This is a genomic window from Aquabacterium sp. TM01, from assembly GCF_057808345.1.
Map to the genome: position 1 here is coordinate 838,347 of NZ_AP046529.1, position 14,222 is coordinate 852,568.

At 65.7% G+C, this 14,222-nt stretch carries 14 protein-coding genes; 8 read left to right on the forward strand and 6 right to left on the reverse strand.

Translation table 11 applies throughout. From position 1 onward, the window contains the following. Nucleotides 1-23 precede the first annotated feature (23 nt). The 4 genes from aroQ to lysS all read right to left on the reverse strand — a co-directional run bounded on the left by aroQ (nt 24) and on the right by lysS (nt 3,566). On the reverse strand, nt 24-473 hold the full coding sequence (gene aroQ, locus AC3WW4_RS03895; RefSeq protein ID WP_488827070.1) for a type II 3-dehydroquinate dehydratase: 450 nt from the start codon (nt 471-473) through the stop codon (nt 24-26). Between the two features lie 140 nt (nt 474-613). Beyond that, entirely contained in the window at nt 614-1,276 is a 663-nt protein-coding gene (locus AC3WW4_RS03900; RefSeq protein ID WP_488827071.1) for a TlpA family protein disulfide reductase, read from the reverse strand. 48 nt (nt 1,277-1,324) lie between these two features. Next, complete coding sequence (locus AC3WW4_RS03905) at nt 1,325-1,915, reverse strand: hypothetical protein (protein WP_488827072.1); 591 nt, start codon at nt 1,913-1,915, stop codon at nt 1,325-1,327. A gap of 124 nt (nt 1,916-2,039) precedes the next feature. Next, complete coding sequence (gene lysS, locus AC3WW4_RS03910) at nt 2,040-3,566, reverse strand: lysine--tRNA ligase (protein WP_488827074.1); 1,527 nt, start codon at nt 3,564-3,566, stop codon at nt 2,040-2,042. 64 nt (nt 3,567-3,630) lie between these two features. Here lysS and AC3WW4_RS03915 point away from each other — a divergent pair, with 64 nt between their 5' ends. The 6 genes from AC3WW4_RS03915 to AC3WW4_RS03940 all read left to right on the forward strand — a co-directional run bounded on the left by AC3WW4_RS03915 (nt 3,631) and on the right by AC3WW4_RS03940 (nt 9,936). Continuing rightward, the gene (locus AC3WW4_RS03915; RefSeq protein WP_488827075.1) at nt 3,631-5,007 is read left to right on the forward strand and encodes a polysaccharide biosynthesis C-terminal domain-containing protein; all 1,377 of its coding nucleotides are present in this window, start codon (nt 3,631-3,633) and stop codon (nt 5,005-5,007) included. Nucleotides 5,008-5,130: 123 nt separating this feature from the next. Further along, nucleotides 5,131-5,790 carry an acyltransferase gene (locus AC3WW4_RS03920; protein ID WP_488827076.1) on the forward strand — a complete coding sequence of 220 codons (660 nt, stop codon included), beginning with the start codon at nt 5,131-5,133 and terminating at the stop codon, nt 5,788-5,790. After that, nucleotides 5,787-6,962 carry a glycosyltransferase gene (locus AC3WW4_RS03925; protein ID WP_488827077.1) on the forward strand — a complete coding sequence of 392 codons (1,176 nt, stop codon included), beginning with the start codon at nt 5,787-5,789 and terminating at the stop codon, nt 6,960-6,962. Before AC3WW4_RS03920 ends, AC3WW4_RS03925 begins: the two co-directional genes overlap by 4 nt. 46 nt (nt 6,963-7,008) lie before the next feature. Beyond that, the gene (locus tag AC3WW4_RS03930) at nt 7,009-8,109 is read left to right on the forward strand and encodes a glycosyltransferase family 2 protein (RefSeq protein ID WP_488827078.1); all 1,101 of its coding nucleotides are present in this window, start codon (nt 7,009-7,011) and stop codon (nt 8,107-8,109) included. Between the two features lie 21 nt (nt 8,110-8,130). Further along, nucleotides 8,131-9,309 (forward strand): DegT/DnrJ/EryC1/StrS family aminotransferase, encoded by a 1,179-nt coding sequence (locus AC3WW4_RS03935; protein WP_488827079.1) that lies wholly within the window; start codon nt 8,131-8,133, stop codon nt 9,307-9,309. A gap of 30 nt (nt 9,310-9,339) precedes the next feature. Beyond that, nucleotides 9,340-9,936 (forward strand): sugar transferase, encoded by a 597-nt coding sequence (locus AC3WW4_RS03940; protein WP_488827080.1) that lies wholly within the window; start codon nt 9,340-9,342, stop codon nt 9,934-9,936. On the opposite strand, the gene AC3WW4_RS03945 is transcribed toward AC3WW4_RS03940, so the two are convergent. After that, entirely contained in the window at nt 9,893-10,687 is a 795-nt protein-coding gene (locus AC3WW4_RS03945; protein ID WP_488827081.1) for a PEP-CTERM sorting domain-containing protein, read from the reverse strand. The genes AC3WW4_RS03940 and AC3WW4_RS03945 overlap by 44 nt on opposite strands. A 151-nt stretch (nt 10,688-10,838) precedes the next feature. Then, complete coding sequence (locus AC3WW4_RS03950) at nt 10,839-11,720, reverse strand: metal-dependent hydrolase (protein ID WP_488827082.1); 882 nt, start codon at nt 11,718-11,720, stop codon at nt 10,839-10,841. A gap of 210 nt (nt 11,721-11,930) precedes the next feature. On the opposite strand from AC3WW4_RS03950, the gene AC3WW4_RS03955 reads away from it, so the two are divergent. Beyond that, on the forward strand, nt 11,931-12,875 hold the full coding sequence (locus AC3WW4_RS03955; protein WP_488827083.1) for an SDR family NAD(P)-dependent oxidoreductase: 945 nt from the start codon (nt 11,931-11,933) through the stop codon (nt 12,873-12,875). A 151-nt stretch (nt 12,876-13,026) separates the two neighbouring features. Further along, nucleotides 13,027-14,073 carry a sulfate ABC transporter substrate-binding protein gene (locus AC3WW4_RS03960; RefSeq protein ID WP_488827084.1) on the forward strand — a complete coding sequence of 349 codons (1,047 nt, stop codon included), beginning with the start codon at nt 13,027-13,029 and terminating at the stop codon, nt 14,071-14,073. Nucleotides 14,074-14,222 lie beyond the last annotated feature (149 nt).

The window sequence follows — 14,222 nt, forward strand, 5'->3', positions numbered from 1 at the left end:
GAGCCGGATCCGTGTGGGATCGGTCAGCCGCGTGACGGGGCGCCCAGGCGGTCCAGGGCGGCGTCCAAGGCATGGCGATAGCCCGATGCACCCAGCCCCACGATCACGCCTTCGGCGAGGTCGGAGAAGTAAGAGTGGTGCCGGAAGGGCTCGCGCCGGTGAACATTCGACAAATGCACTTCGATGAAAGGCAGGGCCACGCCGGCCAAGGCATCGCGCAGGGCCACGCTGGTGTGCGTGAAGGCCCCAGGATTGATGACGATGAAGGCCGTGCCGTCGGTGCGAGCCGCGTGCACACGGTCGATCAGGGCACCTTCATGGTTGCTCTGAAAGGACGTGAGCGTGGCGCCGCGCCGGGCGGCATGCTCGGCCAGGCCACTGTCAATCTGCGCCAAGGTGGTGGCCCCGTAAACCTCAGGTTCGCGGGTGCCCAACAGGTTGAGATTGGGGCCGTGAAGGACAAGAATCTGCATGTGCCTCTGGCAAACCCTTACACCGATACTGCAATGGTGTGCGAAGTTAGGCCAAGAAAATCAAAGTAGGCGGATTTTAGCCACAAATGTCTTGGCGACCAGATATTTCTTAAGTGATGACCCCATGATGGGGTTTTCGGTCAGCCGGGCTGGATGCGCCGGGCCTGTTCGCGCAGTTGCGTCAGATCGGTGGCACCCATCAGGCGATGCCGCACGCGGCCCTGGGCGTCGATCAAGACCGTGAAGGGCAGCCCGCCCACGGTGTTGCCCAGGGTCTGGGCGAGCTCGGTGCCGCCGAAGCCGGCGAGCCCGATGTCGAATCCTACCTGTACTTTGGCCAGAAATTCGCGCACTGGGGTGGGGCCATCAATGGCCAGTCCCACGACTTTCCAGCCTTTTGCGGCGAATTCACGCTGAAAGTGGTCCAGCTCTGGCATTTCCTTGACGCAGGGCGGGCACCAGGTGGCCCAAAAATTTAGCACGAGCGGGCGCCCTTTCAGGGTTGACCAAGCCAGCGGGGTGCCCTGCGGGGTGTCGAATTGCTGCCGCCAAAAGGCCGCCGTGAGCTGGTCGCCCTCGATCAGGGGTGCGCTGGCGGCCGCTTCGGCGGGGAGGCGCACCTCCGGATGGGCGTCGAGGGCAGCGGTCTGCGCGGGCGCAGGAGTGCTCCGTCGCCAGGCGAGCCATCCGCCCGCCAAGGCGGCGCCCAGTCCGGCCGCGATCAGCAGCGTGCGGCGCGCCTGACCCTGCTGGGTCGAGGCGGATGAGGGCGAGGCGGTGAGCTGGGGGCGGCGTGAGGGCATCGGAGGCAGAGTGGGCGATGTCGGGGAGGGGGCTGAGGTGCGAGGAGGTCAGGCCAGTGTGCCCAGCAGTCTGCGCAAGGCCTGGAGGTCGCCTCGTTCGGTGCGTCCTTGGACATCGGGTTTGAGGGCACCGCGCAGGTCGTCGGCATCCAGAATGGTCAGGTGCAGGCCGATGGGCTCGTTCAGCGCGGGACAGGGGATGGTCAAGCTCAGGCGGTCCACTGGCTGGCCGCGCGGACCGGGGGCGCTGCTGACGTCGAAGTCCACACCCTGATTGAGCAGCAGGATCTCGGCCGACTTGCTGTCGTCGCAATACAGCTGCAGGTGGATGTCGTTGAGGCGAGTGGCCGTGCCGCGCCAGACGGCGCCAGTGAGGTGGGGGCGGAACTCGGCCAAGCGCTCCATCCAGAGTGCTGCCAGTTCGCGCAAGGCGCGCAGCTCGGCGGGCTGGGTGTCGGCGCAGAACAGCGAAAGGTACTCGAACACGGCGGCCTCGACCTGGTCGTTGTCAGGCAGGTCGCCCCGGCCGGTCAGGCCCAGTTGTTTGGCCGCACGGCGCTTGGCGGGGCCGTACTCCATGCCTTCTTCCACCACGATGCGGGCTGCGGTCTGGGCGATTTCGTTGCTGGCGCTGCTCATGGCTGGCATTGTGACCGCTCTGGCGGCAGGTGGGCGAGGGGCGCAAAAAAGCCCGGCCTGCGCGAGGGCGGCAGCCGGGCTGAGCGGGGGGGGGCATCCCAGGCCGCAGGCCGCGGCCAGGTGATCAGCTCTCGCGGCGCAGGGCCGGGAACAGGATCACGTCGCGGATGTTGGGCGCGTCGGTCAGCAGCATCATCAGGCGGTCGATGCCGATGCCGCAGCCACCCGTGGGAGGCAGGCCGTATTCCAGGGCGCGGATGTAGTCGGCGTCGAAGTACATGGCTTCTTCGTCGCCGGCATCCTTGGCGCTGGCTTGCGCGGCAAAGCGGGCGGCCTGCTCTTCGGGGTCGTTCAGCTCGCTGAAGCCGTTGCCGTATTCGCGGCCGGTGATGAACAGCTCAAAGCGCTCGGTGATGCTGGGGTTGGTGTCTGAGGCGCGTGCCAGCGGCGAGACCTCGACCGGGTAGTCGATGATGAAAGTGGGCTGCCAGAGTTTTTCTTCCACCACGGCTTCGAACATGCCGAACTGCAGCTCGGCCAGGTTCCAGCGAGCGGGCGGCTCTTCGCCCAGGCTCTTGAGCTTGTCGTGCAGGAAGGCGGCGTTGTCGGCCTCCTCCGGCGTCAGCCCGGCGAACTGGATCAGCGAGTCACGCACCGTCAGGCGAGCGAAGGGCGACTCCAGGTCGACTTCCTTGCCGCCGTAGGTGACCTTGGCGGTGCCGACGGCCGAGTGGGCCGCATGGCGCAGGATGGACTCGGTGAAGTCCATCAGGTCGTGGTGGTTCCACCAAGCCGCGTAGAACTCCATCATGGTGAACTCGGGGTTGTGTCGCACGGACACCCCTTCGTTGCGGAAGTTGCGGTTGATTTCGAACACGCGCTCGAAACCGCCCACCACCAGGCGCTTCAGATACAGCTCGGGCGCGATGCGCAGGAACATCTCCTGGTCGAGTGCGTTGTGGTGGGTGGTGAAGGGCTTGGCATTGGCGCCGCCGGGGATGGGGTGCATCATCGGCGTCTCGACTTCCAGGAACTGGTGGTCGACCATGAAGGCGCGGATCGAGGCGATGGCCTTGGAGCGGGCGATGAAGCGTGCGCGCGACTCTTCGTCGACGATCAGGTCGACGTAGCGCTGGCGGTACTTCTGTTCCTGGTCAGTCATGCCGTGGAACTTGTCGGGCAGCGGACGCAGGGCCTTGGTCAGCAGGCGGATGGACGTGACCTTGATCGACAGCTCGCCGGTCTTGGTCTTGAACAGGGTGCCTTCGGCGCCCAGGATGTCGCCCAGGTCCCAGTGCTTGAAGGCCTGCAGGGCGTCGGGGCCGATGGCGTCCAGCGTCACGTAGACCTGGATGCGGCCGGTGGCGTCTTGCAGCGTGCCGAAGCAGGCCTTGCCCATGACGCGCTTGAGCATCAGGCGCCCGCCCACGCTGGCGGTGATGCCCTGGGCTTCCAACTCCGGCGCTTCGGTGCCGTCGTGGGCCGCGTGCAGCTGGGCGGCGCGGTCAGCCGGCTTGAAATCGTTGGGGAAGGCCACGCCCTGGGCACGGATGGCAGCCAGTTTCTCGCGGCGCTCGGCCACCAGTTTGTTGGTGTCGATCGTGGGTTCCGGAGCCGTTTCGTGCGGGAGATGGGTGTGCGACGTGGTCATGGGGCGGCAAAAGTGGAGTCGGCCAAACCTTCGATTGTATGAAACCGTGGGCACAATGACAGTCATGTCTGTGCAAGATTCCGATTCCCGCGCCTCTGGGGCTGCCTGGCGCAGGCTCTGGCAGGCCTTGCCGAAGGCGGCGCTGGGCAATCTGGTGGCGAAGTTGCTGATCGTCAGCCTGGGGCTGGCGATCACAGTGATGGTGGCGCGCCAGGGGCCGCGGGTGCAGGGCGCTTTTGCGCTGTTCGTGGCGGTTGAGGCTGGGCTGCTGACGCTGTTTTCAGGTCTGGGCCTGTGGCTGGCGCGGCAGATGTCGCAGCAGGTCGATGCGCGGTCGGCGCGCACCCTGCCGATGTTGCGGGGGGTGCTGCGGGCGGCGGTGGGCTTGGGCGCGCTGGCGTCTTTGGGTTTGCTGGCCGTGTCCTGGGGCGCTGAGAACCTGCCCTATTCCCAATTGTGGTTGCTGGCGCTGGCGGCGCCGTTCCTCTTGTTGGTGCCCACGGCCACGGGCCTGTGGTTGGGCGAGGGGCGCATGTGGCCCATCAATCTGGCCCAGGTGGCAGCCCCAGCCTTGGTGCTGGCGGGCTTGGCGGGTGTGGCCTGGATTGGCGAGGGGACAACGCGCTCGGCGTCCATGATTGTGCTGGTGCTCACCGCCTGGGTGAGTGGCAAGTCGCTGGTGGCGGTGCTCACCGCCATCTATGCGCTGCGCAATGCCAGCCAGCGTGACGAGGATCTGGTCGAGCACCTGCGCCTGTCGGCACAACCACCCCTGGGCGACATCCACCCGGTGTGGTGGCAGCAGTGGCCTTTTGTGGCGACCATCGGCATCACCAATGTTGTCAGCCTGCTCAATTACCGGGCGTCGCTGTTCCTGGTCGAGCATTTTCAGGGCTTGAGCACGGTGGGCACTTACTCGGTGGCGGTGACGGTGGCCGAGTTGCTGTGGTTGCTGTCTTCCTCGGTGACGGTGTCGCTGTATGCCCGCATCGGGCATCCGGATGGGCGGGTGGCGGCGAGCATGACGGTGCAGGCGGTGCGCATCAATGTGCTGGCCACGCTGGCGGCGGCGCCGGTGTTGCTGGGCCTGGCCTGGTGGGGCCTGCCGTGGGTGATGGGCGAGGTGTACGCCGCGTCCTTGTGGCCGCTGGCGGCGCTGCTGCCGGGGGTGGCGGCGTATGCGGCGGCGTCCAGCCTGTCGGCGTTCTACACCAATCACCTGGGGCGGCCGCAGTTGTCGGGCGGGATTGCGGGTTTGTCCTTGCTGGTGAGTTTTGGGCTGGGGTGGCTGCTGGTGCCGCGCTGGGGCGCCTTGGGTGCGGCCGTGTCGTCCAGCCTGGGCTACATCGTGGCCATTGCGGTGGCGTATGGGGTGTTCCTGCGACATGCCAGGCTGCCGGTGCGGGCCCTGTGGCGGCCCGCCTTGACGCGTCTGCCTTGACCCTGGTTCGGCGCGGCCCGCTCTCGAGAGGGCTGGCCGGTCGGGGCGGGCTCGGATCGGGGACAATAGGAGGTTGACAGGCTCCAGGGCCTTGTCTTGCCCGCGGCCTTTTTCATCCTACCCATGTCGGTCCTGATCCAGCGACTCAAACACCCTGTCGTGCGTGTGCTTGCGGCCTTCACCGGCCCGCGCATCGTCTACGGTTGGCGCAACGCCGATGGCAGTTGGCGTGAGCACACCCGGGTCAGCACGCACAGTTGCATCGAGGGGCGCGACAAGCTCATGCTGCAGGACCACGTGTTCATTGGCCACTTCAACCGCATCGATGGCTCCAACGGCTTGCTGATCGAAGAGGGCGTGCAGGTGAGCAATTACGCGTCCATCCTCAGCCACTCCAGCCACCAGGCGGTGCGGGTGATGGGGCGCCGCTATGTGAACGACCCCAATCCGCTGGGTTATGTGCGCAAGGCCACCCGCATCGGGGCTTACAGCTTTATCGGGCCACACAGCGTGATTGCCCCGGGTGCCCAGGTGGGCAAGGGCGTGATCGTGCAGGGTTTCAGCTTCGTGTCGGGCAGCGTGCCGGACTTTGCCATCGTGGCCACGCGTGAGCAGGGCAAGCGCGCCGAGGTGGTGGGCGACACCCGTGAGCTGGACCGGGCACTGTTGCAGCGTCATCCCGAGCTGCAGGCGCTGTATGCGCAGTGGGCCGGCAAGGACCATTTGCGCCGGGTGCTGAACGGTGGCGCCGAAGCCAGCACTGCGCTGAAGGAGCAGGCATGAGGGCCAAGGTGAGCTCGGTGGGCAAGGCGAGCCCGGCGTTGGCAGCAGGTCAAGGGGGGGAGGGGATGCGCATCCTGTTCTTTGCCGATGCGTCCAGCGTGCACACCCGCCGCTGGGTGGCCGCCGTGGTCGAGCGCGGGGCGCGGGCCGTGGTCATCACCCGCCAGCCGGCAGAGGTGCCGGGGGCCGAAGAAGTGATCGCCGTGGTGCCGGGCTCGGACAAGCTGAGCTGGTTTACCGCGCTGCCGCAGGTGCGCCGGGTGGCGCGCGAGGTGGCGGCACGCTTCCAGCCGGATCTGGTCCATGGTCACTATGTGACGTCCTACGGCCTGTGGGCCACGGCCTGCGGACTGAGCGTGCCCAAGGTGCTGACGGCCTGGGGCAGCGACATCCTGGTCACGCCGCGTCAGAGCCGCCTGATGCGCATGGTGGTGGCCTGGTCCATGCACCACGCCGACCTGGTCACGGCCGATTCGATGGACATGATCGACGAGATCGCGCGCTATCACCCCGCCGGTCCCTGCCATCAGATCCTGTGGGGCGCCGACACCGCCAAGTTCGTGCCGGCCACGCCCGCCGACGGCTTCGAGGTGGTCAGCTTGCGCACCTGGGAGCCGAACTACAACATCGACGTCATCATCGAAGCGATGGCGCGCGTGGTGGCCGAGCGGCCAGACACGAAGGTGATGCTGCACCTGCTGGGTGGCGGGCTGCAACAGGCCGAGCTGATGCAGCGGGTCAAGCACCTGGGCATGCAGGACCATGTGCAGTTTCATGGCCGGGTGGGCGATGCCGAGATGGTGGCCGCCATCCAGCGCAGTCGCGTGTCGGTGTCCGTGCCCACCAGCGATGCCACCTCGGTGTCGGTGCTCGAGTCCATGGCCTGCGGCCTGCCCATCATTGCCTCTGACCTGCCGGCCAACCGCCAGTGGATCGACGAACAAGGCGGCTGGATCGTGCCGGTGCGCGACGTGGACGCCTTGACCCAGGCCTTGCTGCAAGCCCATGACCACCCTGAGCTGGCCGCGCAGAGGGGCCTCCACAACCATGCCCGCATCGAGCGCGAGGGTTCGCGCCGCGGGCAGATGGACGCGATGTGGCGCCTGTACCAGCGCGTGCTGCACCCGCTGACGCCGCGCCTGGCGCGCCGCCGTCCGGCCGAGCGCAACTGATCTGCCTGCCGACCCCATCCTGCCACCTTTGACGCCCCCGCCGCCCATGTCTGATGCCCGCATCGTCTCCGTCATCGTGCCGTGCCGCAACGAGCGCGACCACATTGAGGCCTTTTGCCGCAGCGTGGCCGCGCAGCAGGTGCCCGAGGGCTGGACGCTGGAAGTGTGGGTGGCCGACGGTCTGAGCGACGACGGCACGCGCGAGCGCCTGAGCGCCTGGTGTGCGCAGGACACGCGCTTTCACATGATCGACAACCCCGGGCGCATCGTCTCGTGCGGTCTGAACCGCTGCATCGAGGCCAGCCAGGGCGAGTTCATCGTGCGCCTGGACGTGCACACGGTGTACGCCCCCGACTACATCGCGCGCTGCCTGGCCGTGTGGCAGGAAACCGGTGCCGACAACGTGGGCGGGCCGTGGCGTGCGCAGGGCGAGAGCGGCCCGGTGGCGGTCGTGCAGCGTGCGGTGGCCGCGGCCTTCCAATCCCGTCTGGTCGCGGGTGGCGCGCTGTCGCGTGACTTGGCTTACAACGGCGAGGTGGACACGGTGTACCTCGGATCGTGGCCGCGCGCCACCTTCGAACGTTTCGGCGGTTTCGACGAGAACCTGGTGCGCAACCAGGACGACGAGCACAACCTGCGCATTCACAAAGGCGGCGGGCGCATCTGGCAATCGTCGTCCATCCACTCGACCTACTTCCCGCGGGCCAGCAAGATGGATGTGTTCCGCCAGTACCGCCAGTACGGTTACTGGAAGCCGTTTGTGATGCTCAAGCATGGGCAGGCGGCGGCCTTGCGTCACCTGATTCCCGGCCTGTTTGTGGCCGCGCTGATCCTGCTCTTGTTGGTGACCCTGATCGGGGTGCCGACCTTGCTGTGTGCGCCGCTGTCACCGGGGCTGCGCGAGGGCCTGACCCTGGCGGTCACCGCAGCTGCCACGCTGGCCTTGTTGCAAGGCTGGCTCTATGGCACGGCGGTGTTCTGGATCAGCTGGCGCATCGCCCGCGAGCAGGGGCGCGATCTGCGCTGGCAGCTGCCCGATGTCATCGCCGCCTATCATTTTGGTTACGGTCTGGGTTCGATCCGCGGCTGGTGGGACGCCCTCGTGCGCCGCCGCCCCGATCCGGCTTTTGGCCGCCTGACGCGTTGACCTGTTTTCAGTGAGATTCCCATGAGTTCAGTTTCTGCCTCGCAGCCCTTCCTGCCCTTTGCCTTGCCCGAAATCGGCGAGGAGGAAATCGCGGAAGTGGTGGACACCTTGCGCTCTGGCTGGGTCACCACCGGCCCCAAGGCACGCCTGTTCGAGCAGGCCTTTGTCGATTACCTGGGCGATGCCAGCCTGCAGGCGATCGCCGTCAACTCGGCCACGGCCGGGCTGCACCTGGCCTTGGAGGCGCTGGGCATCGGTCCCGGTGACGAGGTGATCACCACCACGCACACCTTCACCGCCACGGCCGAGGTGGTGCGCTACCTGGGCGCGGACGTGAAGCTGGTGGACATCGACCCGGCCACGATCAACATCGACCCCGCTGCCATCGAGGCGGCCATCACGCCGCGCACCAAAGCACTGATGCCGGTGCACTACGCCGGCCTGTCGGTGGACATGGATGCCATCCACACCATCGCGCAAAAGCACGGCCTGAAGGTGGTGGAAGACGCGGCCCACGCGCTGCCAACCACCTGGAAGGGCCAACGCATTGGCACCTTGCGCAGCGATGCCGTGGTGTTCAGCTTCTACGCCAACAAGACCATGACCACGGGCGAGGGCGGCATGCTGGTGACGCGCGATGCGGCTCTGGCGGCCCGCGCCAAGGTCATGCGCCTGCACGGCATCAACCGCGATGCCTTCGACCGCTTCACGGCCAAGGTGCCGAGCTGGTACTACGAAATTGTCGCGCCCGGCTTCAAGTACAACCTGACCGACATTGCCGCGGCCATGGGCCTGCACCAGCTCAAGCGGCTGCCCGGTTTCCAGACCCGCCGCGAGCAAATTGCCGCGCGCTATGACGCCGCCTTGGCCGACCTGCCCCTGATCCTGCCGCCGCGCCCGGTGCATGCGGGCGATCTGCACTCGTGGCACCTGTACGTGGTGCGCCTGAGTGATGAGGCCACGCTCAACCGCGACCAGCTGATCGAGAGCCTGTTTGCCGATGGCATTGGCGTGAGCGTGCACTACATCCCGCTGCACCTGCACCCCTACTGGAAAGAGCGCTACGACCTGAAGCCTGAGCAGTTCCCGCACAGCCAAAAGGCCTACGAGCGCATGGTGACCCTGCCGCTGTACACGCGCATGACGGACGACGATGTCGAGCGCGTCATCTCCGCAGTGCGCAAAGCCTGTGGCCGTTGAGGTTGATGTGACGTTGAACTTGACTGCGCGATGAGCAAGCGGCTGTTCGACCTGTTGATGTCGTCCCTGGGCCTGCTGGCGCTGGGGCCGCTGCTGATCTTGATCGCGCTGGCGGTCAAGCTGGACTCGCCCGGGCCGGTGTTTTTCCGGCAGGAGCGGGTGGGGCGCTTTGGGGTGCCGTTTCGCATCCACAAGTTCCGCACCATGCGCCACGACCCGGCGGGCAGCGGCTTGCAAATCACCGTGGGGGCCGACCGTCGCATCACGCAGGTGGGGCAGTTCCTGCGCGCCAGCAAGCTCGACGAGCTGCCGCAGTTGATCGACGTGTGGCAGGGCACCATGAGCCTGGTCGGCCCGCGCCCCGAGGTGCCACGCTATGTGGCGCATTACCCGGCTGCGCTGCGCGACAAGGTGCTGTCGGTGCGCCCGGGCATCACCGACATCGCCTCGATCGAGTACCGCGACGAGAGCACCGTGCTGGCGCGTGCTGCGGACCCGGAACAGGCCTATATCAACGAGGTGCTGCCCCACAAGCTGGCGCTGGCGGCCAGCTATGTGGATCAGGCCTCGGTGTGGCTGGACATCAGACTGATTCTGCGCACGCTTGGCGCGATCGCGCGCGGCTGAGGCCTGCCAGGCCGACGAGGCCCAAGCCCATCAGGGTCCAGGTGGCAGGTTCGGGGACGGCCGCGATGACCGTGCCGTCTGAGACGGACACCATGAAGCGGGTGCTCAGGTTCAGGGCTGCGTAGTTGCTGGCGATTCCCTGGGCAGCGGTTTTGGCAAAGGGGGTGAGTTGCAGTCCGCTGCTGACCAGATTGAAACCTTCTTGGGTGAAGCTCAATTGAGGCAGGCTGAGGGTGAAATTGCTGTATTGGGCATCACCATCCCACGGGGTGTATGTCGTTTGGGTCTGGATTTGTTGCCCGTTGAACTGCCAGATCGCCGCACGTGTCACCGCCCCATCGAGGCTGGTTTGCACATCGGCCGAGATGTTACCGGCCAGCAGATCAATGTGCAGGTTATCCAGAATCAGGGTGCCTGCTTGGAGGGTGACGCCGGCCACCTTGGGGAAGTCATAGCGGAAGCCATTGACACCTTGCCAGCCCAGGATCGTGTCGCCTTGCATGACGGGCGTGCCGCCGCTCAGGTACATGGGGTTCGGAGTGCCGGGCTCTGGAACGATCGGGGTCGGAATGACGCCGTCCGGGGGCAGTGCCGTCAGGTTCGTGCCAATGAGGTTGTGCACATCGACGGCGCCGCTGCTCCAGTTCAGCTGCGCAGAGGTGGGATCGATATTGTAGATAGTGGCCTGTGCGCTGGCGCCCGACACGGCCAGCAGTCCCAGGCAGCTGAACTTCGCGAATGTGGATGTCATGTGTGCTCCCTGATGTGTGTAAGTGGACCCGAACGGCGGCAGGCACGACTCGGAGTCGGATTCATCTTACGAACGATCAGGGAATCAGAACGCCCCCCGTTAAGGTGGATGAGGGATCGCCTGGGGCGATGGGGCGACGTCGGGCTGCACCTCAATGCGCCGCCTGAAACATCGCCTCCCCCGCTTCCATCGGGTTGCCGGTGCGCTCATAGGTCTGGCACCAGAGCGGATAGCTGTGGATGACCTGATGCTGCCAGGGGTGGAAGCCCGGCTTGTAGTAGCTCAGCATGGCGCCGGTGTTGCGCGCGAACAGGCCCTTGTAGCCGTAAAGCCACCACGCGCCCTTCACACACAGCCACAGGCGTTGGCCACGTGAGAAGCCATCGCCTTTGAGCAGGCGGTTGGTCAGGCGCATGCTGTCGGTCAGCACCTTGTAGAGGGCATGGGTCATGGCCACACAGCGCATCACATAGCCCACCTGGGCCACCTTCTGCATCACATCGAAGGCCACCGCCTTGTGTTCCATCTCTTCGATGGCGTGCCAGGCCCACAGGGCGCGCACCTTCGGGTCGGCGGGGCCCATGGCATCGCGGGTGGCAAACAGCATCTGCGCCATCATGGCCGTGAAGTGCTCGAACGCGGCGGTCAGCGCCAGGTTGTACTTCGCCGAGTAGCGCCGGGTATAGCCATCGAACAAGGCCTTGGCTTCAACCAGGATGCCGTCGACATCGCAGCCCTGCTGCCGCAGCAGGTCGTTGTAGTGCGTGTGGGCGATGCCATGCTGGCCTTCCTGGCGGATGAAGTTCTTCACGTCCTCGGCCAGTTTCGGGTCGGTGATCTGGTGGCGAAAGGCACGCACGCTGGTGATGAAGTAGCGCTCGCCATCCGGAAACGCAGCCTGCATGCCGTCGAACACGCGGGTCTGGAACGGTCGGTTGCCGTACCACCAGCGCGGGGTCTGGGCGTCCAGCCCGAAGTCGAGCTTTTCACGCGGCACGATGTGCTCGGGGCCTTGGTTTTTGATGTGGCTCATGTCCAGTCTCCTTTTTGCCTGTGAGGGCAGTCTAGGAAGGGGCCATGGCCTTCCCAATCTGCGCGCACGACAGCAAGGCATCGCCGGCGACAAACGGGCCGATTTCTCATCCAGATTCCAGTGTGCGGAATCCGGGTTTGCGCGAAGGCTGGGCTGGGTGATGATGTGCCCCTTGCATTCGTTTCCAACCGTCACCCCATCGAGATTCCCATGAGCACTCTGTCTTCTTCCACTTCGCAGGATGGCCTGCGTTTTGATGGCCGTGTGGCCATCGTGACTGGCGCCGGTGGCGGCCTGGGCCGCAGCCACGCCCTGCAACTGGCCGCGCGCGGCGCCAAGGTGCTGGTCAACGACCTGGGCTCGGCCCGTGATGGCAGTGGCGGCAGCAGCGCCGCAGCCGAGGCGGTGGTGGCCGAGATCCGCGCATCCGGTGGCGTGGCCATGGCCAATGGCGCCTCGGTGACCGACCCGGCGGGCGTGCAGGCCATGGTCGAGCAGGTGATGGCCGAATGGGGCCGCATCGACATCCTGGTCAATAACGCCGGCATCTTGCGCGACAAGAGCTTCTCGAAGATGACGCTGGACGACTTCCGGCTGGTGGTCGATGTGCATCTGATGGGCAGCTTCTACACGACCAAGGCGGTGTGGGACATCATGAAGGCGCAGGGCTATGGGCGCATCATCTTCACGACCTCGTCCTCGGGCTTGTTCGGCAACTTCGGCCAGGCCAACTACGGGGCTGCCAAGATGGCCGTGGTGGGCCTGATGCAGACCCTGTCGCTGGAAGGCGAGAAGTACAACGTGCGCGTCAACTGCCTGGCGCCCACCGCGGCCACGCGCATGACCGAAGACCTGATGCCGCCGGCCGTGCTGGCGCTGCTGACACCCGAGAGCGTGTCGCCGGGCGTGGTGTTCCTCGCCAGCGAAGGAGCCCCGTCCCGCACCATCTTGTGCGCGGGCGCGGGCGGGTTTGCCGCTTCGCACATCACCCTGACCGAAGGCACAGTGGTGCTGGAAGGCACCGATGCGGCCGAGCAGGTGGCCGCCCGCTTTGCGCAGATTGATGACCGCGCGGGCGAGATCGTGCCGGCCAGTGGCTCGGCCCAGTCACAGAGCCAGTTGGCCAAGGTCATGGCCGTGCGTTCGCTGGGTTGACCGCACGGCGGAGCGCGGCCGTTTGATCGAACGGTGCATATGCAGGCGCGCAAAGTCGTTGCCTGCATATGGATGGGCGATTTGCTTCGTTCACGACAGATCGGTGTTTTTCTACAGTGAACTCACTGATTCACAACACACCGCTGTCACCATGTCGAACTCTGTCAAACACCCCTCTACCCGTCGTCACCTGCTGAGCGTCGTCAGTTCTCTGGCGCTCACCGCCACGGTGGCCCTCGGTTCCCTGGCGCCTGTGGCCGCCCACGCCAAGGACATCGAACTGCTCAACGTGTCGTACGACCCGACCCGCGAGCTCTACGCCGAGTACAACAAAGCCTTCTCGGCTTACTGGAAGACCAAGACCGGTGACAACGTCACTGTGAAGGCCTCGCACGGCGGCTCGGGCAAGCAAGCCCGCTCGGTCATCGACGGCCTGGACGCCGACGTCGTCACCCTGGCTCTGGCTTACGACATCGACGCTGTCGCTGAGAAGGGCCTGATCAAGAGCGACTGGCAAAAGCGCCTGAAGCTCAACAGCTCGCCCTACACCTCGACCATCGTGTTCCTGGTGCGCAAGGGCAACCCCAAGGGCATCAAGACCTGGGACGATCTGGTCAAGCCCGGTGTCTCGGTCATCACGCCCAACCCCAAGACCTCCGGCGGCGCCCGCTGGAACTACCTGGCCGCCTATGGCTACGAGCTGAAGAAGACCAAGTCTGAAGCCAAGGCCAAGGAATTCCTGGGCAAGCTGTTCGCCAACGTCCCGGTGCTGGACTCGGGTGCCCGTGGCTCCACCACCACCTTCGTCGAGCGCGGCATTGGTGACGTGCTGCTGGCCTGGGAAAACGAAGCCCTGCTGGCCATCAAGGAGCTGGGTCCGGACAAGTTTGACGTGATCGCCCCGCCGCTGAGCATCCTGGCCGAGCCGCCGGTGGCCGTGGTCGACAAGGTGGTGGACAAGAAGGGCACCCGTGCCGTGGCCCAGGCCTACCTGGAATACCTGTACTCGCCGCAAGGTCAGGACATCGCTGCCCAGAACTACTACCGCCCGACCGATCCGAAGGTGGCTGCCAAATACGCCGCGCAGTACCCCAAGGTCAATCTGTTCAAGATCGACGAACTGGGTGGTTGGACCAAGGTGCAAAAGGAGCACTTCGGTGACGGTGGCGTCTTTGACCAGATCTACGTGAAAAAGTGAGGACGCCGAACACGCACGATCATTAAGTGGGGTGGTGCCGGCGCCGGGAGGGGATCTCGCGCCGCTGCATCTTCAGGGCTGCTTCGCATCGAGGCAGCCCTTTTTTGTTTATTGCATAAGCAAGTAAGAAATCAGTTGTTTGTCGAATG

Bases quoted from the DNA above. Each gene is read 5' to 3' on its own strand.
- AC3WW4_RS03950 (WP_488827082.1), bottom strand. From the start codon at position 11,720: ATGAGCCACATCAAAAACCAAGGCCCCGAGCACATCGTGCCGCGTGAA.
- AC3WW4_RS03930 (WP_488827078.1), top strand. From the start codon at position 7,009: ATGTCTGATGCCCGCATCGTCTCCGTCATCGTGCCGTGCCGCAACGAG.
- lysS (WP_488827074.1), bottom strand. From the start codon at position 3,566: ATGACCACGTCGCACACCCATCTCCCGCACGAAACGGCTCCGGAACCC.
- AC3WW4_RS03905 (WP_488827072.1), bottom strand. From the start codon at position 1,915: ATGAGCAGCGCCAGCAACGAAATCGCCCAGACCGCAGCCCGCATCGTG.
- AC3WW4_RS03935 (WP_488827079.1), top strand. From the start codon at position 8,131: ATGAGTTCAGTTTCTGCCTCGCAGCCCTTCCTGCCCTTTGCCTTGCCC.
- AC3WW4_RS03915 (WP_488827075.1), top strand. From the start codon at position 3,631: ATGTCTGTGCAAGATTCCGATTCCCGCGCCTCTGGGGCTGCCTGGCGC.
- aroQ (WP_488827070.1), bottom strand. From the start codon at position 473: ATGCAGATTCTTGTCCTTCACGGCCCCAATCTCAACCTGTTGGGCACC.
- AC3WW4_RS03945 (WP_488827081.1), bottom strand. From the start codon at position 10,687: ATGACATCCACATTCGCGAAGTTCAGCTGCCTGGGACTGCTGGCCGTG.
- AC3WW4_RS03940 (WP_488827080.1), top strand. From the start codon at position 9,340: ATGAGCAAGCGGCTGTTCGACCTGTTGATGTCGTCCCTGGGCCTGCTG.
- AC3WW4_RS03925 (WP_488827077.1), top strand. From the start codon at position 5,787: ATGAGGGCCAAGGTGAGCTCGGTGGGCAAGGCGAGCCCGGCGTTGGCA.
- AC3WW4_RS03960 (WP_488827084.1), top strand. From the start codon at position 13,027: ATGTCGAACTCTGTCAAACACCCCTCTACCCGTCGTCACCTGCTGAGC.
- AC3WW4_RS03900 (WP_488827071.1), bottom strand. From the start codon at position 1,276: ATGCCCTCACGCCGCCCCCAGCTCACCGCCTCGCCCTCATCCGCCTCG.
- AC3WW4_RS03920 (WP_488827076.1), top strand. From the start codon at position 5,131: ATGTCGGTCCTGATCCAGCGACTCAAACACCCTGTCGTGCGTGTGCTT.
- AC3WW4_RS03955 (WP_488827083.1), top strand. From the start codon at position 11,931: ATGAGCACTCTGTCTTCTTCCACTTCGCAGGATGGCCTGCGTTTTGAT.